The 20,049-nt window shown below is 63.7% G+C and carries 14 protein-coding genes and 3 pseudogenes; 8 read left to right on the top strand and 9 right to left on the bottom strand.

Translation table 11 applies throughout. From position 1 onward, the window contains the following. Positions 1-17: 17 nt before the first annotated feature. From U4960_RS03900 to U4960_RS03885, 4 genes are all read right to left on the bottom strand, one after another. Positions 18-3,188, bottom strand: coding sequence for an efflux RND transporter permease subunit (locus U4960_RS03900; RefSeq protein ID WP_324262279.1), 3,171 nt, complete (start codon positions 3,186-3,188; stop codon positions 18-20). A 14-nt stretch (positions 3,189-3,202) separates the two neighbouring features. After that, positions 3,203-4,441 carry an efflux RND transporter periplasmic adaptor subunit gene (locus tag U4960_RS03895; protein ID WP_324262278.1) on the bottom strand — a complete coding sequence of 413 codons (1,239 nt, stop codon included), beginning with the start codon at positions 4,439-4,441 and terminating at the stop codon, positions 3,203-3,205. Then, positions 4,438-5,667 carry a TolC family protein gene (locus U4960_RS03890; protein ID WP_324262277.1) on the bottom strand — a complete coding sequence of 410 codons (1,230 nt, stop codon included), beginning with the start codon at positions 5,665-5,667 and terminating at the stop codon, positions 4,438-4,440. Before U4960_RS03890 ends, U4960_RS03895 begins: the two co-directional genes overlap by 4 nt. Positions 5,668-5,732: 65 nt before the next feature. After that, positions 5,733-6,101, bottom strand: a complete 369-nt coding sequence (locus tag U4960_RS03885) for a hypothetical protein (protein WP_324262276.1) — start codon at positions 6,099-6,101, stop codon at positions 5,733-5,735. Positions 6,102-6,466: 365 nt separating this feature from the next. On the opposite strand from U4960_RS03885, the pseudogene U4960_RS03880 reads away from it, so the two are divergent. Both U4960_RS03880 and U4960_RS03875 read left to right on the top strand, forming a co-directional pair. Continuing rightward, positions 6,467-6,691, top strand: a pseudogene (locus tag U4960_RS03880) (efflux RND transporter permease subunit); the annotation flags it as partial. A 151-nt stretch (positions 6,692-6,842) separates the two neighbouring features. Next, positions 6,843-7,085 carry an STAS/SEC14 domain-containing protein gene (locus tag U4960_RS03875; RefSeq protein WP_324262274.1) on the top strand — a complete coding sequence of 81 codons (243 nt, stop codon included), beginning with the start codon at positions 6,843-6,845 and terminating at the stop codon, positions 7,083-7,085. Positions 7,086-7,528: 443 nt separating this feature from the next. On the opposite strand, the gene U4960_RS03870 is transcribed toward U4960_RS03875, so the two are convergent. Both U4960_RS03870 and U4960_RS03865 read right to left on the bottom strand, forming a co-directional pair. After that, positions 7,529-7,876: a hypothetical protein gene (locus U4960_RS03870; RefSeq protein WP_324262273.1), complete on the bottom strand. Its 348-nt coding sequence runs from the start codon at positions 7,874-7,876 to the stop codon at positions 7,529-7,531. Positions 7,877-7,944: 68 nt separating this feature from the next. Then, complete coding sequence (locus tag U4960_RS03865; protein ID WP_324262272.1) at positions 7,945-8,517, bottom strand: DUF1269 domain-containing protein; 573 nt, start codon at positions 8,515-8,517, stop codon at positions 7,945-7,947. Between the two features lie 89 nt (positions 8,518-8,606). Here U4960_RS03865 and U4960_RS16050 point away from each other — a divergent pair. Further along, positions 8,607-9,059 (top strand): annotated as a pseudogene (locus tag U4960_RS16050) (NAD-dependent epimerase/dehydratase family protein); the annotation flags it as partial. 300 nt (positions 9,060-9,359) lie between these two features. Here U4960_RS16050 and U4960_RS03860 read toward each other — a convergent pair. Next, positions 9,360-10,493, bottom strand: a pseudogene (locus tag U4960_RS03860) (SulP family inorganic anion transporter); the annotation flags it as partial. 400 nt (positions 10,494-10,893) lie between these two features. Between U4960_RS03860 and U4960_RS03855 the strand changes: the two are divergent. From U4960_RS03855 to U4960_RS03845, 3 genes are read left to right on the top strand one after another with little or no spacing between them, the layout of a single operon-like run. Then, positions 10,894-12,972, top strand: coding sequence for an efflux RND transporter permease subunit (locus U4960_RS03855; protein WP_324262270.1), 2,079 nt, complete (start codon positions 10,894-10,896; stop codon positions 12,970-12,972). Then, positions 12,969-14,381 (top strand): efflux transporter outer membrane subunit, encoded by a 1,413-nt coding sequence (locus tag U4960_RS03850; protein WP_324262269.1) that lies wholly within the window; start codon positions 12,969-12,971, stop codon positions 14,379-14,381. The genes U4960_RS03855 and U4960_RS03850 overlap by 4 nt, the downstream gene beginning before the upstream one ends. Before the next feature lie 2 nt (positions 14,382-14,383). Next, entirely contained in the window at positions 14,384-14,728 is a 345-nt protein-coding gene (locus tag U4960_RS03845; RefSeq protein ID WP_324262268.1) for a hypothetical protein, read from the top strand. 414 nt (positions 14,729-15,142) lie between these two features. Here the strand turns inward: U4960_RS03845 and U4960_RS03840 are convergent, their stop codons facing one another. Together U4960_RS03840 and U4960_RS16045 are read right to left on the bottom strand one after the other, a co-directional pair. Beyond that, complete coding sequence (locus tag U4960_RS03840) at positions 15,143-16,729, bottom strand: ABC1 kinase family protein (RefSeq protein ID WP_324262267.1); 1,587 nt, start codon at positions 16,727-16,729, stop codon at positions 15,143-15,145. A 4-nt stretch (positions 16,730-16,733) separates the two neighbouring features. Further along, the gene (locus tag U4960_RS16045) at positions 16,734-17,144 is read right to left on the bottom strand and encodes a MarR family winged helix-turn-helix transcriptional regulator (protein WP_224199439.1); all 411 of its coding nucleotides are present in this window, start codon (positions 17,142-17,144) and stop codon (positions 16,734-16,736) included. 206 nt (positions 17,145-17,350) lie between these two features. Here U4960_RS16045 and U4960_RS03830 point away from each other — a divergent pair, with 206 nt between their 5' ends. Further along, positions 17,351-18,478: an HlyD family secretion protein gene (locus tag U4960_RS03830; protein ID WP_061926347.1), complete on the top strand. Its 1,128-nt coding sequence runs from the start codon at positions 17,351-17,353 to the stop codon at positions 18,476-18,478. Continuing rightward, positions 18,475-20,046: an MDR family MFS transporter gene (locus U4960_RS03825; RefSeq protein ID WP_051051456.1), complete on the top strand. Its 1,572-nt coding sequence runs from the start codon at positions 18,475-18,477 to the stop codon at positions 20,044-20,046. The genes U4960_RS03830 and U4960_RS03825 overlap by 4 nt, the downstream gene beginning before the upstream one ends. Positions 20,047-20,049: the final 3 nt, after the last annotated feature.

Here is a 20,049-nt window from a genome sequence, read left to right as displayed (position 1 = left end):
CGTCAGACTCCTGGTACTCATAAGGGTGGCGTTGGCAGCAGAGATTGCCGGTCGCTTTCAGCGAATTCACGGGCTTCCTCATCACGGTCGCGCCGGTGCACCAGCCAGTAGAGCGCCGGCAGCACCAGTAGCGTGAGGATCGTAGACGAGACGATCCCGCCGATCACGACTGTCGCGAGCGGGCGCTGGACTTCGGAACCGGCGCCGACGTTGAGCGCCATCGGCACGAACCCGAGCGAGGCCACCAGCGCCGTCATCAGAACCGGCCGCAACCGGGTCAGTGCTCCATGTCTGATCGCCTCGAGCAGGCTTTCGCCGCGGATGCGCAGGTCGCTGATGAAAGACAGCATGACGACGCCATTGAGCACCGCCACGCCCGACAGCGCGATGAAGCCGACGCCTGCCGAGATCGAGAACGGGATGCCGCGCAGCGCAAGCGCGGCCACCCCTCCCGTCAGCGCCAGCGGCACACCGGTGAATACGATTCCGGCATCGCGCCACGATCGGAACAGCGTGTAGAGCAATCCGAAGATCAGCAGCAGCACCAGCGGAACGACGATCGACAGCCGGGTCGCGGCCGACTGCAATTGCTCGAACGTCCCGCCGTACTCGACGTAGTACCCGTTGGGCAGCTCGACCTCTTCGCCGATCCGGGTCTGGAGCTCGTCGATGAAGCTGCCGAGGTCGCGGTCCCGCACGTTGGCGGTGATCACCGCGCGGCGCTTGCCATTCTCGCGGCTGACCTGGTTCGGCCCTGACGCGAGAGAGATGTCCGCGAGCTCGCCGAGCGGCACCGAGGCTCCGTTGGCGAGCGGAACCGGCAGGTTCTGCAAACCATCGAGGTCGGTTCGCAGGTTTTCGGGCAAGCGCACGACCACCGGGAAACGCCGGTCGCCGTCGAACACCTGCCCTGCGTTCTGCCCGCCCGTGGCGGTCGATACGATATCCTGGACGGTTTCGACGCTGACACCGTAGCTCGCCAGCATCTCGCGCCGCGGGACGATCGACAGCACCGGCAGCCCCGTTACCTGTTCCAGCTTGACGTCGGCGGCCCCGGGCACCGCGCCCACCACTTCCTCGAGTGCCTGCCCGCTGGCGATGAGCTGGTCGAGATCGTCGCCGAAGAGCTTGACCGCCACATCGGCCCGAACGCCGGCGATGAGCTCGTTCATGCGCATCTGCACCGGCTGGGTGAACTCATAATTGTTGCCGGGAATCTGGTCGACCGCAGCATTGAGCTCGGCAACGAGCTGGTCGCGTGGCTTGCGCGGATCGGGCCAGTCCTCGCGTGGCTTCAGCATGATGAAGTTGTCCGCAACGGACGGGGGCATCGGGTCGGTCGCGACATCGGGCGTGCCGATCTTGGCGAACACCCGCTCCACCTCGGGAAACTGCCTGATCCGGGTTTCGAGCGCCGTCTGCATCTCGATGGATTGCGACAGGCTGGTCCCTGGTATGCGCAGCGCGTGCATGGCGATGTCGCCTTCGTCGAGCTGGGGGATGAACTCCGAGCCGAGCCGCGTCGCGCCCGCGCCAGCCAGCGCAACCAGCAGCAGGGCGCCGGCGACCACCGGCCGGGGACGTGCGAGCACTCGATCGAGCAGTGGCGCATAGCGCGTGGAGATCCACCGCATCACGCGGTTTTCCTTCTCCTCGACCTTGCCGGTCACGAACATCGCCACTGCAGCCGGGACCAGCGTGAGCGAAAGGATCATCGCCGCTGTCAGCGCGAGCACGACGGTGATCGCCATCGGGTGGAAGGTCTTCCCCTCGATGCCTTCGAGCGCGAAGATCGGCAGATAGACCGCGGTGATGATGACTATCCCGAAGATGCTCGGTCGGATAACTTCGGCGCTGGCCGATGCGACCAGTCCGAACCGTTCCTCGCGGTCGAGCAGCCTGCCAAGACGGTGCTGCTGCTCGCCCAATCGCCGCAGGCAGTTCTCGACGATGATGACCGCCCCGTCGACGATCAGCCCGAAGTCGAGCGCGCCGAGGCTCATGAGATTGGCGGAGGTGCGCGTGGCAAGCATGCCGGTCAGCGTCATCAGCATCGCGATCGGAATCACCGCGGCGGTGATCAGAGCGGCGCGGAGGTTGCCGAGAAGCAGGAACAGCACGACGACGACCAGAAGAGCGCCCTCGGCGAGGTTCTTCTCGACGGTAGCGATCGTGCGGCCGACGAGTTCGGTGCGGTCGTAAAGCGGGTGGGCAACGACGCCCTCGGGAAGCGAGGCGGTGATCTGCTCAAGCTTGTCGGCCGAGGCCTGCGCCACTACGCTCGGGTTCCCGCCGGTGAGCATCAGAACGGTACCGAGCACGATTTCCTTGCCGTTCTCGGTCGCGGCGCCGGAGCGCAGCTCGGAGCCAATGTTGATCTGCGCCACATCGGAGACGCGGATCGGAACGCCGCCGCGCGTCGCGATGACGATGCCGCCGAGGTCTTCCTCGTTCGCCGCCTGCCCCGGTACGCGGATCAGGATCTGTTCACCCCCGCGCTCGACATAGCCGGCGCCGCGGTTGGCGTTGTTGCGTTCGAGCGCCTCGACCACGTCCGAAAGCGACAGACCCATCGCCGCGAGCTGCATCGGATCGGGCGTGACATGGTACTGCCGCTCGTAGCCGCCGACCGTGTTAACCTCGGCGACACCGGGGATCGTCCGCAATTGCGGCCGCACGACCCAGTCCGACAGGGTGCGCAGGTCCATGGGCGTCCATTCACTGCCGTCGGCCTTGCGTGCGCCGGGTTCGGGCTCGATGGCGAACATGAAGATTTCGCCGAGCCCCGTCGCGATCGGCCCCATCTGGGGCTCGATCCCTTCGGGAAGCTGCGACTTCACCTGCTGGATGCGCTCGTTGACTAGCTGGCGGGCGAAGAAGATGTCGGTCCCGTCCTTGAAGACGACAGTGACCTGGCTGAGCCCGTAGCGCGAGATCGAGCGGGTATAGTCGAGGTTCGGGATACCGGCGATGACCGTCTCGATCGGGAAGGTGATCCGCTGCTCGGATTCGAGCGGCGAATAGCCGGCGGCTTCGGTGTTGATCTGGACCTGGACGTTGGTGATATCCGGCACGGCGTCGATCGGCAGCCGGGTTGCACTCCACACCCCGATCGCGCTGAACAGGGTGACGAGCGCGAGGACGAACCAGCGCTGGCGGATCGATAGTCCGACGATGCGTTCAAGCATGGCGAGGGTTCCTCTTAGTGATCGTGGCTCGCGCCGGACTTTTCGACATCGGCGCGCACGAGGAAGGAGCCCTTGGTCACGTACGGCGTGCCCGGTTCGATGCCGGAAAGGACTTCGGTGTATTCGGTGCCCTTGCGGCCCAGCTCGAGCATCCGCACCTCGTAGGTGTTGCCGAAGCGGGCATAGACGACCTGGAAATCGCGAAACGGCTGGATCGCTTCGGTCCGCACCGCCAGCGGGACGGCCTGCTGGTTGACCTGGAGCTTGCCGCGCAGGGTCATCCCCGGCCGGATCCAGCCGCCCCGGTTGGGTATCGCCGCGCGGATCAGCGCGGTGCCGGCTTGCGCATTGCCTTCGGGCAGATACTCGCCGAGCGTGGTCGCGCCCACTGCACGGCCGTCCTGCGAAGCGACCTCCACTCGCATGCCGGGGCGTACGATCCCAAGATCCTTGGGAAAGATGTTGAATACCACCGTCGTCGCCGCCGGGTCGGTAATCACATAGAGCGGCTGGTCTCCGGTGATATTGCCCGGGTTGCCGGGCCGCTCGGCCACGACGCCGCTGACCGTGGAATAGACCGGATAGGTCTGGAGGCTCTCCGACGATTCAACGCGCGCCAGCAGCTCGCCGCGCCGGACATAATCGCCGACGCCCTTGGTGACGGAGACCACCCGGCCGGGAAACTGGCCGCGGATCTCGGATCGCGCCGAGGGGTTGAGTTGAACCGTGCCAAACAGCTCGCGCGCGTCACCGATGGTGGCGGGGCCGACGGTCGTGACCTCGATCCCGCCCTGCCGCGCGGCCTCGGGGGTGATGGTCGTACGGCCTTCGTAACTGTCGTAGGTCCAGCGGCTGCGTTTGCCATCGACCACCGCGATCACTTCTACATCGAAGCTGTGCGGCTCACCCACCACGCCGTTGCCGGCCAGATAGTCCTTTTGCGGTGTGAAGCGGAACCGGTCGATCTGTCCGCCGAGCCGGCGCAGCACGATCTGGAGGTTGACCTTTGCCGGGTCGAGTGGCTTGCCATCGAGATACGGATAGACCCGATATTGCGGGTCCTGTCCCGCTTCGTAGATCGTGACCTCGACCGACAGCTTGCCGTCAGTGAGCAGACGGCCGCCATGCGGCCCTTCGGGCGCCTCGGCCTCTTCGGATTGCTCCGCTTCGTCGGTTTCTGCCGATCCGCAGGCGGCCAGGGGGAGCGCGATCAGCACCAGTGGCGCGACGCGAGCAAGGAACGTCTTGGTCATGGCACAGTCTCCACGGCCACGTCGAAGCGGCCGGTCAAACGATCGATTTCGGATTGGGCGTCGCGCCAGGCGATCATCGCTTCGACCCACTGCTGCTGGACCTCGATGATGGCGTCGGCCGCGGCCTGGATATCGGAGAAACGGAAGCCCCCGCGGTTGTAACCCTCGCGCACCTGCGCCAGCGTCTTCTGGGCCTGTGGGTAGACCTTCTCGATCAGGCCATCGGCACGCTGCGAAGCGGCCTCTGCCTGCGCGCGAAGCGAGACCAGACGGCGCAGGCGCGCCAGCCGGTCCGCTTCGGCCTCGGCCTCCAACCTGCGGCGCTCTGCCTGGGCACGCTCGATATTGCCCTGATTGCGGTCGAACCGGCCGAGCGGGAACGAGACACCGGCAACAAGCGCGACGTCGTTCGTTTCGCGCAAGAACCGTGCCCCGCCGCTGACGGTGTAGTCGGGCGCGGCCCTAGATTGCTCGACCACGACTTCCGCGCTGGCGCGGGCAAGGGCCGCTTGGCGGACGGCGGCATCGGCGGACGCGAGATCGTCGCGCACAGGCGGTCTCACGATCCCCTTCGCGACATCCAGCCCGGTGCCGCTTCCGCCCCAATAGGATGCGAGCAGATTGCGCGCCGAAGCCGCCCGCGACTTCGCCTCATCCAGAGCAAGTTCGGCTGCCGTCACTCGAGCCGAAGCGGCTGTCTCGACGAACAAGGGATCCTTGTATCCGCGGACCCGACGGAGCGCTTCGGTCCGCAGCTCCTTCTCGGTGGTGAGGCGCTGCTCCGCAATCCAGACGAGCTGATCGGCGATTTGCGTATCGATGTAGGCGCGCTGGACCTCCTGCCCGATCTGCAATCGTGCGAGCCGGGTCTGCGCTTCGGCCAGATCAATGCCGCGCGCGGCATAGGCCATCCGTGCGGCGCGCTTGCCGCCACGCTCGATTGGCTGCGAATAGGTGACGGTCACCTCGGGTTGTTCGAGCACGCTGTAATTGCCGGTCCCGGCGAGGTTCTCGGCCTCGACCGCCACGGTCGGATTCAGACGAAAGCCTGCCTGCCGGGCGCTGGCCCGCGCGGCATCGACGCTCGCCTCGTTGGCTGCAAGTTCGGGCGCGGCCGCGACGGCCCTATCGACCGCCTGTTCCAGCGTGAGCGGCTCAGCCGCCAGGGGGCTTGCAGCAAGCCCGGCAACTCCCGCCAGGAGAGTTGCAACGATTCCATATTTCATCGGGGAGGTCTCCTGACGCCCGAATGCAAGTCGCGCGGACTCCTCCGCGCAGCGAAGCAAGGGTGTCAGGCTTTGGGAGGGTCTAGCGGTGGCGCAGCAGCGCCCAGGCGGAGGAACGAGACTTCCGCCGCGAAGAGGATCTGTTTGCTAAGGTGGCTATTCAGTTCGGCCTGCGGCAGCTGCGGCGCCGCGGCGGACGGGCAGTGATGATGCCCTTGATCCGCATCAAGGTCAGCGGGGGAATCATTCGGATCATCCCCGCCGCCGCCATTGTGCTCACCATGACCGTGCCCGTGGCTGGCAACATCGCTCCAGTGTGTCCCATCGCTCTCGTGCGCAGCGACCGGCCCGGCGTGAAGACCGGACAGCACCATCGCAAGGAGGCCGAAAAGGGCGATAACCGCACGCACGCGATGCTCGTTAGCGTAGGCCATACGCTTTGGATAGTCCGCAGACGCGTCGGCCGAAGCTGTCGTACGCGATCACTTCAATTGGCCGTGTGCGTCTGCCCGCTTCCATCCCCGGGAGTCACGCGGCATTTACCGGCGCCCGCCCGATGTCATCGTGCCGATCCTTGAGCAGCCCGCGATCTCGCGAGCGGGCATTGATCGTGGATCGCGGATGCTTCGATCAGCGTGGTGTGGCACGATGAAAGGACCTCGGGAACGCCGCGTCGGCTTTTGACGCGCGCCATCGGGATGTCTTCGCGTGCCTTCACTTCGGCTGACAGCCGCGTGCGCGCGGGCTCCGCCCAAGCCATGCAGCATCCGCATCCGAAATCGCGATGCATCGTATAGGGGCGATCGCCATCGGAACCGGTGCCGAGGTGCAACGTCCATTGGCTACGGTGCTTATTGGTGGACTGATCACGGCGACCGCGCTGATCCTGTTCGTTTTGCCCGCGATTGCCCGCCTCGTGCCGCACGGCTCGGATACCGAGCAGAGCTGGCGTCGAGAGTGGTGGGAGCCCTTGCGCCGCAACGTGACGCGACAGGAGCAGCGTGAGCTGACGGACATCGCGTGACCGGACAGAATGGAGAAGGCAAACTGCTGAACAGCGCCGAAGAGAACGGATTGATCCTGGTGCGAGCCGGTGGAACCCTCGACAGTTCCGACTACGATCGCTTCGTGCCCAGTTCGAGCGCATTGCCATGCGCGAGCAAGGTACGGTCCCGATGCTGATCGAGCTGTCGCCCGACTTCACGGGTTGGGATCCCGGCGGGATCTGGCGCGACCTCAAGTTCGACGCGAAGCACAAGGACAGTTTCGGCCGGATTGCGATCGTCGGTGACCGCAAGTGGGAGGAGTGGGGCACGAAGGTCTCCGATCCGCACTTCCGCGCGAAGATGAAATTCTTCGAGCCTCTCGAGCGGGATGCCGCCGAAAGTTGGGCGAGAGACGAAAGGAATGCGGCATGAGCGGCGAAGGAGAACTCAACCTCGATTCGTCCGAAAAGCGCCGCACCCTGTGGATCGCCATCACCCTGTCGTCCGGCAGTCGCTAAAATCCTCAAGCGGACTTGGGACATCGCTAAGCGTCACCATGAACTCTGGAAGCCGTCGAGTGCAGGGCAAAGGCAGCGTCATCTGCGGCGCCGAGGTTCATCGGCGCTCGTTGCGACCGCTGAAAATCCGGGACCCAACCATGCATTCGAGACTGAGGTGGCCCGGGCAATGCTGATTTCAAAGCGCTGGACCAGCGTGTCAGCGAGACGGTGGAACTTCTGGATGAACTGAATGAGCGCGTAATCCTTCTTAGGGTTTTCTTGAGGGCTGGGCTTCTTTGCATTTCTCCAACTATGGCGCTCGGCGCGGTCTTGGCGCTGGCTGCTCCGAAGTGCTGACGGGGCGAGACGATCCGCTCACCTCTGCGAGGGATTCTCGACCGCTACTGCGGCGTTCTCGACGGCGCTGCGGAGTGTCTTGACGTCAATTGCCTGGTCGATGCCCTTGGCCAATGCCTTCTCATCTACCACCACCCCAGCAGCCCGGACCTCGGCCGGTATGGCCTCTTGAACTGCACTGGAAATCGCCTCGCGCGCCAAGCCTTCCACAGCATTTCGGTCGATCGATGAGTTGACCGCCTCTACCAGTGCCTTTTCGTCAATTGCTTCCCCTATGCTGTTGCGCTGAGCCTCTTCGCCAGCGCCATCATTGCCGCATGCAGCGAGCCCGAACGCGAGAATGGCAGGCAAGATATATCTCGTCATGGCTTTTCCTTACGGCGAGTTGTGTTTGGACACTCACGGGGGGGCGCCCGTTCAGCGGCTGCCTCGATTCAGGTCAGAGCCGGTTCGGGACTTTGCCGTTCGCTGGAGGCAGGCTCGGCGTCGCCCACCGCCCCCTCGCGCGCCAATGCTACGCGAAGCTGTGCCTCTTGCTCGGGCGAAAGGGAGGTCCGAAGGACGCGGCCGTTGAATGCCGACAGCTCCGCGAGCACCTTCTCAGGTTGCACCTTCCGGACCAGCAGAAACAGTGCGCTCGAATTGGGGGTCAGCGTCTGGCCCATCTCGCGGATGAAATCGTCGTTGATGCCATAATCGACGAGGCTTCCCGTGAGCGCACCGCTGCCTGCGCCGACAGCGCCGCCGATTGCCATACCCGCCAGAGGATTGAGGAACAGGAAACCGATCAACGTGCCCCAGAGGGCTCCTGACAGGGTGCCGTAGCTCGCCCCCTGCCCGATCATGCTGATCGACTGCTTGATCTGCACCTTGCCGTCTGGATCGCGAATGACAACCACTGCGTCGGCCAGGTCAATCAGATATTCACGGCGCATCCGGTTCAGCTGCATCAGCACGCGGTCGGCTTCTTCGGGCCGGTCGAAGCCCACGACAATGAGATCGGACATTTCAGTATCACTCCTTCACAATTGGTAGAGCGATAATGGAGACGGGGCGGGTCCTGCGGAAATAGAAAGAGAAGCGATCCACCGATAAGATGCTTCTATGCGCCCAGGGCCATTGCCGCAGACCGGTCCCGTGGCAAAGTCCTGAGCGACCGCGCCTCAGCCTGCACCTCGGCGAGCGTGGCTACCCGACGGCAAGGGTCGCTGGGTCCAAGAACGCCTCTGACCGATCGTTTCGCCCCGGCTTGCCTATGTCGAAGTCCGCTGATATGCGTAGCCGCTCGCCGGACGCGGGAGGGGGCTGCGCGATGGCGGGATCAAGACCGGTTGTACTGGTTACGGGAGCAGGCGGCAACGTCGGCCGCTCGCTCGTCGCCGCCCTGCAGGATAGCTATACCGTGGTCGGAATCGACCGGCCCGGGGCCACCGCTCCCTATCCGCTGGTCGAGGCCGACCTGGCCGACCAGCGGTCGGTCGACGCGGCGCTCGAAATCATCACGAAGCGATTTGGCAGACGCTTCGCAAGCGTTGTCCACCTTGCCGCCTATTTCGACTTTACCGGCGAGGACCGCCCCGCTTACCGCGAGGTCAATGTCGAGGGCACGCGGCACGGCGCCGAAGAACAATGGCCCGTAAAGATGCTTGACGTAGACTTGACCGGAATGGGTCTTGCGGATCTCGAGCTCGTCGTCCCAGGGCTCCTCCGGCAGAGGCGCGACCGAGGCGTTCGCTTCGGCAAGATCGCCCGCCCGTTTCATGAAGAGGATGCTGGCCAGCGCCACGCCCGCGCCTACCGCATAGATCAAGCTGCCGAAGACTGTCATCGCCATCACGATGAACCACACCGCTCCGTCCGCGCGGGACAAGTGCCGCAGGTGCTTGAGCGCCTTGTAGTCGATGATCGACAGCCCCACCGGGATCAGCAGGCCTGCGAGGACGCTCAGGGGAATGTAGGCAACGAACTGTCCGAGCCCAAGCAGGACCCCAAGCAGGAACAGCCCGTGGACGATGCCGGACAAGCGGGTCGTTCCGCCGGCCTTCATGTTGACGAGCGTGTTCTTGGTGGCGATTGCGCCCGGTATCCCGCCGACCATCGCCGCAACCGCGTTGCCGAGCCCCTGGCCGACCAGTTCGCGCCTGCTGTCGTGTCTCGTCTTGATCATGTTATCGACGATCACCGACGTGAGCAGGGTGTCGATCGAACCTAGCAGAGCCAGCGTCAGTCCGAGCTGGACGATGAGAGGGTAGTGCTCCGGAGCGACGGCGAATATCTCTCCCAGCCGCAGTTCGGGCAACCCGGCGGGGATGTCGCCGATCATCGGCACATCGAACCCGGCGAACACGGCGACAAGGGTTCCGACCAGCAACGCCACCAGCGCCGCAGGAATGGCCTTGGTGATGCGCGGGAACAGATAGTAGGTACCGACGGTGATGACACCCAGCAGCACCGCGTCCCGGTTCGCATTGCGGATCGGCTCGGCGAGCCCCGTCACGGCGGACAGAACGGATCCGGGAGCCGCGGATCCCAGAAAGGGCCAGGCCTGCAGAGCGATGATGATCAGGCCGACACCGCTCATGAAGCCCGAGATTACAGGGTAGGGAAAATATTTGGCGTACTTGCCGACACCCAGCAGCCCGATCGCGATCTGAAGAACCCCGCCCAGCAAGAACGCGAGCAGGATGATGCCAAGACCGCTTTGCAGGCTGCCGGTGCGCTCGATGGCGATCGCGATAATCGACGCCGAAAGCACCGTCATGGGACCGGTCGGGCCGGAGGCGTTCGTCACCGTGCTTCCGAGCGCCGCGGCGATGATGCCCAGTGCGATGGCGCCGTAGAGGCCGGCGGCGGCCCCCAAGCCCGATTGAACGCCGAACGCGAGTGCCAACGGCAGGGCTATGACGCCTGCGACCAGTCCGCCTGATAGGTCGCCTTTCAGATTCGAGAGCCGGTAGCCGCCGGGGAGAGTGCGTTCTGTCATAACGGATTAGCCACCTGCTCGACCTGCAAATTGAGTTCTTCTGTGTATCCGAGCGTCCCAGCTTGGGTGCAGACAGGACTGGCGCGCCGCTGTCTGGCGGCTGCCCACTCCTCGTTCGTGCAATAGCGGAAAACTGTCCCCTCGCTGCCTATGCGGTCGCCGGAGGCATTGAGGCCAATCGAAAGCGTAGCACGCTCCCGATAGTCACAGCCTATAAAGAGCGACCTCTGGGAGCCGACCGTAGCCTGACGATCAGCCCGTTGTCCTGCTGCTGACAACGCATGCCGCAGCCCTCGCTGAAGGCCAACCGTCGAGGGGCCGCTGTGACAGCATCACCTTGTTGTATTCCTTCCGGCGTCTGCATCCTGTACCGCGCGCGGCACACATCAGGCGTATTGCCGTGGCGCACCAGCTCGGCCTCGGCTTCTCAATCAATTCGCTGTCTCTGTTCGCCCTTGTTCTTGCGGTCGGCATCGTCGTGGACGACGCCATCGTGGTCGTCGAAGCGGTGGAGAAGCATATCCGCAACGGGCTAAGTCCGCGCGAGGCCGCCCACCGAACGATGCGCGAAGTGTCTGGCGCACTGATCGCCATCGGCCTGGTGCTGACGGCGGTTTTCATCCCCACCGGCTTCGTCGCCGGCATTCCCGGTATCTTCTACCGACAGTTCGCGGTTACCATCGCCGCTGCCGCACTGATATCGCTGGTCGTCTCGCTGACCCTTTCCCCCGCGCTGGCCGCTATCCTTCTCAAGCCCCATCAGGAGCACCACGGTGAAGGTAACCGCTTTACCCGGCCGATCCGGCGTGCGGCCGACAAGTTCAACGCGGGTTTCGATTGGCTCTCAGATCGCTACGGGCGCTTTACCGGGCAGCTGGTGCGCAAGACGACCGTCATGCTGGCGATCTACGGAGTCCTGCTTGCGGCTACCGGGGTGACGCTGACGTCGACCCCGACGGGCTTCATCCCCGAACAAGACCAGGGCGTGCTCATCGGCGTGGTTCAGCTACCGCCCGGCTCCTCGCTCGAACGAACGAGCGAGGTTCTCGGTCGGGCTTATGCCATCGTGCGCAAGAACCATGGCGTCGTGGATGCCGCGACCTTCGCGGGTCTCGACGGCGCCAGCTTCTCGCAGTCGTCGAACGCAGGCACGATGTTCATCAAGCTTCGTGATTGGGGTGAGCGCGGCGGGGAAGGCCTTTCCGCGGCGGAGTTGTCCGGAGGCCTGACCCAGGCGATGGGTGGCGAGATCCAGGAGGCGAATGTCTTCGTGATCGCGCCCCCCGCCGTGCCGGGTCTTGGCACAGGCAACGGCTTCACCATGATGATCCAGGATCGCACCGGGGCCGGCTACCAAGCGCTCGAACAGGCGACTGGAGCGATGATGGGCGCAGCCGCGCAGACTCCCGAGGTCACGCAGGTCTTCTCGCTGTTTAACACCGGGTCTCCGCGCGTGGAGGCCGACGTGGACCGCGACCGGGCGCAGTTGCTCGGCGTCCAGCCCGCTCAAATTTACGAAGCGCTGGGGACATACCTAGGGTCAACCTACGTCAACGACTTCAACCTGCTCGGCCGGACCTTCCGGGTCACCGCGCAGGCCGAGCCCTCCGCGCGTGACGATCTGTCCGACATTGGCCGACTTCAGGTGCGTTCGGTGAGCGGCAACATGGTTCCGCTCTCATCGGTGGCGACGCTCAGCGACACCAGCGGGCCGGGCCGTGTGGTCCGTTACAACCTAGCCCCCGCCGTGGAACTCCAGGGCAATGCCGCGCCGGGCGTGTCTTCGGGTGTGGCCTTGGCCGCGATGGAGAACTTGGCCGCCAAAAGCCTGCCGCAGGGCATGACCTACGAGTGGACGGGCCTTGCCTACCAGCAGAAAGCCGCCGGCGGCAGCTCGGCGATCGTGTTCCTGCTGGCGGTAGTGTTCGTCTTCCTCGTGCTGGCGGCGCAATATGAAGCGCTGACCCTGCCGCTGGCGGTGATCCTCATCGTGCCGATGTGCATTCTGGCCGCGCTGGTGGGCGTGCTGCTGCGCGGGATGGACAACAACATCCTCACGCAGGTCGGGCTGGTCGTGCTGGTGGCGCTGGCGGCCAAGAACGCGATCCTGATCGTGGAATTCGCCAAGCAGGCCGAAGACGAGGAGGGAATGAACCCCATGCAGGCAGCGGTCAGCGCCGCCGGTTCGCGCCTGCGGCCGATCCTGATGACCAGTTTCGCCTTCATCTTCGGCGTCATCCCGCTCGCCATCGCGGTCGGCCCCGGCGCGGAGATGCGACAAGCGCTGGGCACCGCGGTGAGCTTCGGAATGCTTGGCGTCACGGTGTTCGGCCTCATCTTCACGCCGGTGTTCTACGTCGTGAGCAGAGGGATGGGCGGTTGGCTCGGCAAACTGCGGCGCAGGACGCGCACCAGGCCAATTGCCGATGACGAGACCACGCCACACCCGGGGTTGCCCGAGGATGGAGCGAAAGCATGATCCGCAAGCTGCTATTTGCCGCCGCCAGCGCCTCCGCGCTGGCCGCCTGCGCTACGGTCGGGCCGGACTATCGGGTGCCCGAAGCCTCTACCCCCGCGCAGGCGCCCTTTGTAAGCGCCGCGTCGCCCGCCTTCACCGGTGACGAGCCGCCGGGCCAGTGGTGGCGCCTGTACGGTGATCCGGTGCTCGACGATCTTGTCGAACAGGCGCTGGTCGCCAACACGGACCTTCGGGTCGCCGCCGCCAACCTTGCCCAGGCGCGCGCGGTGCTGCGCGAAGTGCGCGCCGGCCGTTTGCCGTCGACCACAGTCTCGGGCGCTGCCCAATACGCCGATGAGCCCGGCCCCGGCGACGCGGACACGGTCTTCGACGCCGGCCTCGACGTCGGATACCAGATCGACCTGTTCGGCCGCATCCGCCGCGCCGTCGAGGCAAGCCGGGCGGATGTGGAGGCGGTGCAGGCGGCATTCGACTTCACCCGCGTGACCATCGCAGCGGAAACCGCGCGCGCCTATGTCGATGCCTGCAATGCCGGGCGGCAACTCGATGTCGCCGAGCAGAGCGTGGGCATCCAGGAGCAGACATTCGACCTGACGCGGCGGCTGGTGGCGGGGGGGCGCGGCACCGCGCTCGACACCGCGCAGGCCGGCTCCCTGCTCGAGCAGACCCGCGCGCAGCTTCCCACGCTGCAAGCCCAGCAGCGCACCGCGCTTTATCGGTTATCGGTCCTGACCGGGCAGCCGCCCGCGGAGTTCTCTCAGGCGGTTGCGCAATGCGCCACTTCGCCTGCACTCTCGCAGCCGATCCCTGTCGGAAACGGCGCCAGCCTGCTCGCCCGCCGCCCCGACATCCGCCAAGCGGAGCGAGAGCTCGCCGCAGCGACGGCGCGGGTCGGAGTTGCGACGGCGGAGCTTTACCCGGACATCACTCTGGGCGGCTCGATCGGCTCGACCGCATCCTCACTCGGCGGCCTGACGTCGGGCGACGGCTTCCGCTTCGGGCTCGGACCGCTGATCAGCTGGAGCTTCCCCAACACCGGGGTGGCGCGCGCACGGATAGCCCAGGCGGAAGCCGGCGCCGAGGCCGCGCTGGCGCGCTTCGACGGCACCTGGCTCGGCGCATTGGAGGAAACCGAAAGCGCCCTGACCCGCTACGCCAACGAACTCGACAGGGTGGCGATCTTGCGGCGCGCGCGCGAGCACAGCGCCGAAGCCGCACGCATTGCGCGGCTTCGCTACCAAGCAGGGCGCGAGAACTTTCAGGTCGTTCTGGAGGCCGAGCGGTCGCTGTCCCAGACCGAAGCTGCGCTCGCCCAAGCCGAGGCGCAGTTGTCGACCTATCAAATCGCGGTATTCCTCTCGCTCGGCGGCGGCTGGGAGCAGGCGAGCCGAGAGGAGCAGGAGCTATAATAATGGCCGGACAACCCGACGATACCCGACAGCTTCACGCTACACTTGATTACATCGGCTTGCGCGCACACGCGACCACGGCCGGCCTGCTCCAACTCTGCTCCGAGCTGGTGCGTGCTGGAGCGATCGACATCGCAGCAGTTGAGCGGATCAAGACGGCGATCCACAGCGAGATCATGGTAACGCAGGGACGGCGGCATGATCGAGACGAATTCAGCACAGTGCTCAGGGACCGGCTCGACGCGATTTTTCCTCAGGGCCAAGAGGGAGACCGCGGGGCCTCCATCGGCGACATCAATCAGATGAAGACGGCGCTGGATCCCAAAGGCGGCGAGGGTCCTATTTAATCCTGGCCATCGTCTACGGATGGCTGGCGTCATTCCCTGTCTTGCACTCGGTCGAGACTCCTGGGAAGGTCCCGCTTACATATGATTGGCAACAGTTGAGGTGCGGAGCTTCCGCGTATCCCGAGGCTCAGTCAGCTTCAGCGAAGTGCTCACCCCTTAGCGGTCCGTCTGCTTTCGGCCCAATAGCAGTCAGTCTGCATTGCGCCCCAATAGCGGCCATAAAGTCAGGCGAGGACAAGCCTGAAAGCTGCCGTTCCAAAGTTTCGTCTGATTGAGGAAAATAAGCCTTCAATCGCAATAGGTCGAAAAATTTTCTTCGCGATGCGTTTTGGTGGCTGAAGTGAGGCGCATCAAATCCTCATTAGTTTCGCCCTCGCCCTAACGTGACCGTGCACGAATTAAGTTGCTCCTTCATTATGATTTTCGGATGAGCACCACCCCAGCAATCACAAGCGCGCCGCCAGCCAGAAGCCAGGATTGATCGACAAGCAATGCGCTAGCCACGATCAATGCGGCAGCTAGAGGGCCTTTCAAGGACTGACGCTCATTGCGAAGTGCTGCGAGCTGCTCGATACTGAGGGGATCGAGCTGAACCGGCACATATCCTGACTTTGCGATCGATTTCGCAGTGGCAAGTATGTCGGGCAAGGACGCCGACAACCCGAGCAGCTGACCGCGAAGTTTCTTCAAACCCGACCGAGCGCTAGCGAGCGAGAACCGTTCGGCGAGAAGCTCCGTCATGATCGGCCGGGTGTCCTCGGCAATGCTATAGTCGGGTGCCAGTGATCGGACGACACCCTCTGCCGTAAGCAAGGTACGCAGAAGGATAGCCAGATCGGGTGGCAGGACCAGTTGATAATCCCGCAAAAGATCGAAAACGCGGGAGAAAATTTGCGAGAACTCGATTCCAGAAAGCACGGTCCCCTTGAACTCTCCGATCAACTGATCCAGATCCACCGCGAGCGCATCGCGATCCACCTTCGGCTCCCCCGCCCATGCGAGCAGGACATTCGCGACATCGCTGGTTTCCTCACCAGCGATCGCAAGGACGAGGCGGACGATCTCGTCGCGCCTGGCCTTGGTGAGCGTCCCGACCGATCCAAAGTCGATGAAGCCGACATCCTGCTCGCCGATCATGAAGACGTTACCGGGATGGGGGTCGCCGTGAAATTCGCCGTTCAGGATGATCATCCGCAGGACAGCGTTGGCATAGCTTTTAGCGAAAGCCGCCACCCGCGGGTCGCCCGATGGGCTGCCCAGCGAAGACGCGGGCCTGCCGTACAGGCGTTCCTGAACGTTCACCCGCAGCCCGGTCAGTTCCCAATGGATGGCCGGGGACCTGACGCCGATGGTATCGAGATATGCGCCGATCCGCTCGCAGGCTCGGGATTCCGCAGCGAGGTCCATCTCCCAGGCAAGATTGCGGCCGAAGGTCCGCAGAAACTCGACTGGCCGGTAACGCGCGATGTCCGGCGACCGTGCTTCCACGATCCCGGCAAGGCGTATAAGGAGGCGCACATCAGCCTCCATCCGAGCGGCAGTGCCTGGCCGCCGAACCTTCACGATGACCTCGCTTCCGTCCCGCAGTCTGGCGGAATAGGTTTGCGCTATGGAGGCAGAGGCCAAAGGCTTTTCGTCGAACTGCGCAAAGTCGCTCCGCCAGTCCTCACCCCAGCTTGAAGCAAGTACGGGCTCGATATCTGCGAAGGGCACTGACGACACCTGATCGTGCAGGGTTGAGAATGCCGTGATCCAGTGTTCGGTAAACAGATCGCTTCGGGTGGCGAGGAGTTGCCCCAGCTTTATGCCGACTGGCCCGATGTCACGGAGGAACGCCACAACTGCAGCCGGATGAAATTCGCGAGGATCGATGACATTGCTCGAAGAGGGAATAAATCCGAGGGCTCCGGCGAGATTCTTCGCGCCGTGCCTCATTAGGATTTGGCCGATCTCCGCGGCGCGAGCGATGCTGCTGATAGGCTTTTCCGGGGGCGATGCCATGATTTTACTCAGCCTCGGCCCGGAGTTGGTCCAGATTTTCCGATACCCTTTCAAGAGTCTGCTGCAACGTTTGCTTCTCGTCGGCGGCAATGTCGCGCCAAAGCAGACCATGAAGCCTATCCGCGGAGCCTCTCAGTTCGGGCAGCAGATCGTCAAGCTGCTCCGTGAGGATGAGCTGCCACGCTCGCCGATCCGTCTCAGCTCGAAGCCTTTTCATCAGCCCGCGTGCGCAAAGACCTGCAACCGCCTGGCCGATGGTCGCCGATTCCAGTTCCAGTTTCTTGGCGATTTCAGCCTGCGTAAGGGCAGGATCGCGAAGAAGTTGTCCGATGATCCTCCACTGTGTCTGATTGAGACCGATCCTGGCGACCCTCGCATCGTACACTCTGCGCGCGCCGCGACTGATCTCGTCCATAAGATAGAGAATGCGGTCATCATCGGTGATGACCTTCTGCCGACGCTGAGACCGTGACATGGTATCTGGTTTTTCATCCATAGCGCTGTGTAGTCGGATAGCCTCGGATGCCCAAATGCAAACTGCTAAATGCCTTTACTATTTGACTCACGGCTCATAGGGCGCGAGACGCGTTCACCTTTTACTGAGGCTGCCGAAAGAGTCAGATGACCGATAACTCCAACCAACCGGAGCAGGAGGGCACAACCCCAACGAAACCGCAATCGCGGCGTGGCTTGCGCATCGTGCTAATCATCGTTGGTCTTGCCGTGCTGCTTGGCGGGATCTGGTGGTACTACCGGCACGTAACCTACGGACAGTACATGCAGACGACCGATAACGCCTATGTCGCTGCCGACAGCGTCGTTATCTCTTCCAAGGTAGCGGGATACGTCGAAGAGGTCTTCGTGGGGGAGAACGAGCAGGTTGCTCGCGGCGGAGCCCTCGTACAACTGGATCTGCGGGATTATCAGGCGCAAGCGCAACAGGCGCGCGCACAGATCGCTGCGACCCTGGCCGGTGCCGACACAATCCGTTCTCAGGTAGCCGAACAGGATGCAGCCATTCGCCAGGCGCGGGGCCAACTCGCCGCCGCGCGCGCAGCACTGGACCTCGCGAACGACCAGGTGGCGCGATATCGGCCCCTTGCCGCGACAGGAGCCGAACCGCGGGAAAAGCTAGACCAGTATGAGGCGCAGGCGCGGCAAGCGCGGGCCGAACTCGTCGCCGCGCAGGCGGCGGTGGCTGCCGCGACCGCGCGCCGAGGGACCCTGTTCGAGCAGATCAACCAGACCCAGGCGCAGGCGGACGCTGCTCGCGCTCAGCTGGAAACAGCCGACCTTACGGTTGAATCGACCTTGCTGCGCGCCAGCAAGGCCGGCCGCGTCGGCGATCTCTCGGTGAGGGTGGGCCAGTTCGTGCAACCGGGTCAACGTTTGATGACGGTGGTTCCGGTGAGGGCGATCTACGTGACGGCAAACTTCAAGGAAACGCAGGTCGGCCTGATCCGGGCCGGCCAAAGCGTCAGGCTCGAAGTTGACGCCCTACCCGACCTTGAGATCGCGGGACGAGTGGTCAGCATATCGCCGGGAACGGGCGCGGAATTTTCCATCCTCCCCCCCGAAAATGCCACCGGCAACTTTACCAAGATCGTTCAACGGATACCCGTCCGCATCGGTATCGATGCTCCCCCTGAAGTGCGGCGTCTGCTCGTTCCCGGCATGTCGGTAGTGGCTACGGTCGACACCCGGAATGCTGCCGGCGAATTGGAAGAGATCTCGAGTCGGACTCAATGACCGAGATACTGGCAGCGCAGGACACTTCGATCGGGCCGGCCGGGGGCCGAAAGAACGCAGACGTGACTGCCTGGGTCGCTGTGGCCGCGGGCGCGCTTGGCGCCATGCTCGCGACGCTGGACATATCAATCGTCAATTCCGCACTCCCCGTCATTCAGGGCGAGATCGGTGCCACAGGCGCCGAAGGCACCTGGATTGCTACGTCATTTCTCGTTGCTGAAATCGTCGTCATTCCGCTGAGCGCTTGGCTCGAACGGCTGTTCGGTCTGCGAACCCTCCTCATCATCGCGGTTAGCGCGTTCACCGCATTTTCGGTGCTATGCGGGATTGCAACCGACCTTACGACCATGATCATCGGCCGAACGGGTCAGGGATTCACGGGCGGGGTCCTCATTCCGACCGCAATGACTATTGTGGCTAAACGATTACCGCCGCACCAACAGCCAATCGGAATGGCCCTGTTCGGCATGACTGTGGTTCTTGGCCCCGTGATGGGGCCATTGATCGGCGGCTGGCTGACCGAGAACCTGAGCTGGCACTATGCCTTTTTCGTCAATGTGCCAGTCTGCGCAATCCTGCTGCTCTTGCTGTTTATCGGGCTGCCTCACGAGAAGCCCAAGTGGGAATATCTCACGGACGCCGATTGGGCTGGCATTCTCGGGCTGATCCTCGGACTGGGCGGTCTGACTGTTGTACTCGAGGAAGGGCACCGTGAGGAATGGTTCGAGTCCTCACTCATTCGCTGGCTAACGGTGGTGACCATTATCGGCTTTGCCTGTTTGATTTACGGACAGGTGAAGGCACGCAAGCCAGTCTTGAAGTTGCAGCTCCTGTTCAATCGACAGTTCGCCAGCGTCGCGATCATGGCGCTCGCCCTGGGCATGGTGATGTATGGTTCGACCTATGTCATTCCGCAGTTTCTGGCGATCATCTCTGACTATAATGCTTTTCAGACGGGACTGGTCATCTTCTGGATGGGTGTCCCGGCCTTTCTCCTGATGCCGGTTCTGCCCCTGATGATCCGCAAGGTGGACATCCGCATTGCCGTCGGCACCGGAATGCTGCTGATGGCGATCAGCTGCTTTGTCAGCACGAGTCTGACCGCCGAATCCGGCGGCGCTGTCTTCACTGAAAGTCAGCTTATCCGCGGGGCCGGAATGATACTTGCGATGATGTTCCTGAATCAGGCAACGGTTGCGTCGGTGGCCAAGGAAGACGCGGGCGATGCCTCGGGCATTTTCAACGCGGCCCGCAATCTTGGCGGATCATTCGCCCTCTCGGCCCTCGCTTCGTTCCAGGACCAGCGAATTTGGCACCATACGAGGCGCATGGAAGAAACGCTGAATGCGAACAGCGTTTCGCTGCAGACCTATCTCGACGGACTGGCGCGAAGCTTGGGCGATATGGAACGAGCGATGGCGGCACTCGGCGGCACTCTCCAGCGCGAAGCGTTCATCATGACCTACAATGATGTCTTTCTGGTGATGGGACTTCTCACACTCGCGACAGTCCCGCTTGTTCTGTTCCTCAAGCCGCTTCCGGAAAATGTCTCCCTTTCGATGCACTGAGCC

It is taken from the genome of Altererythrobacter sp. H2 (assembly GCF_035319885.1).
Taxonomy (GTDB): Bacteria; Pseudomonadota; Alphaproteobacteria; order Sphingomonadales; family Sphingomonadaceae; genus 34-65-8.
Note: the sequence above shows the minus strand (reverse complement) of the source record. Positions and strands in the feature narration are given on the sequence as shown.

What these genes read in the sequence shown, in the direction of transcription:
- U4960_RS03885 (WP_324262276.1), bottom strand. Translation starts at nt 6,101, where the DNA reads ATGGCCTACGCTAACGAGCATCGCGTGCGTGCGGTTATCGCCCTTTTC.
- U4960_RS03875 (WP_324262274.1), top strand. Translation starts at nt 6,843, where the DNA reads ATGCTGATCGAGCTGTCGCCCGACTTCACGGGTTGGGATCCCGGCGGG.
- U4960_RS03850 (WP_324262269.1), top strand. Translation starts at nt 12,969, where the DNA reads ATGATCCGCAAGCTGCTATTTGCCGCCGCCAGCGCCTCCGCGCTGGCC.
- U4960_RS03825 (WP_051051456.1), top strand. Translation starts at nt 18,475, where the DNA reads ATGACCGAGATACTGGCAGCGCAGGACACTTCGATCGGGCCGGCCGGG.
- U4960_RS03890 (WP_324262277.1), bottom strand. Translation starts at nt 5,667, where the DNA reads ATGAAATATGGAATCGTTGCAACTCTCCTGGCGGGAGTTGCCGGGCTT.
- U4960_RS03865 (WP_324262272.1), bottom strand. Translation starts at nt 8,517, where the DNA reads ATGTCCGATCTCATTGTCGTGGGCTTCGACCGGCCCGAAGAAGCCGAC.
- U4960_RS03840 (WP_324262267.1), bottom strand. Translation starts at nt 16,729, where the DNA reads ATGGCATCGCCCCCGGAAAAGCCTATCAGCAGCATCGCTCGCGCCGCG.
- U4960_RS16045 (WP_224199439.1), bottom strand. Translation starts at nt 17,144, where the DNA reads ATGGACGAGATCAGTCGCGGCGCGCGCAGAGTGTACGATGCGAGGGTC.
- U4960_RS03870 (WP_324262273.1), bottom strand. Translation starts at nt 7,876, where the DNA reads ATGACGAGATATATCTTGCCTGCCATTCTCGCGTTCGGGCTCGCTGCA.
- U4960_RS03900 (WP_324262279.1), bottom strand. Translation starts at nt 3,188, where the DNA reads ATGCTTGAACGCATCGTCGGACTATCGATCCGCCAGCGCTGGTTCGTC.
- U4960_RS03830 (WP_061926347.1), top strand. Translation starts at nt 17,351, where the DNA reads ATGACCGATAACTCCAACCAACCGGAGCAGGAGGGCACAACCCCAACG.
- U4960_RS03845 (WP_324262268.1), top strand. Translation starts at nt 14,384, where the DNA reads ATGGCCGGACAACCCGACGATACCCGACAGCTTCACGCTACACTTGAT.
- U4960_RS03895 (WP_324262278.1), bottom strand. Translation starts at nt 4,441, where the DNA reads ATGACCAAGACGTTCCTTGCTCGCGTCGCGCCACTGGTGCTGATCGCG.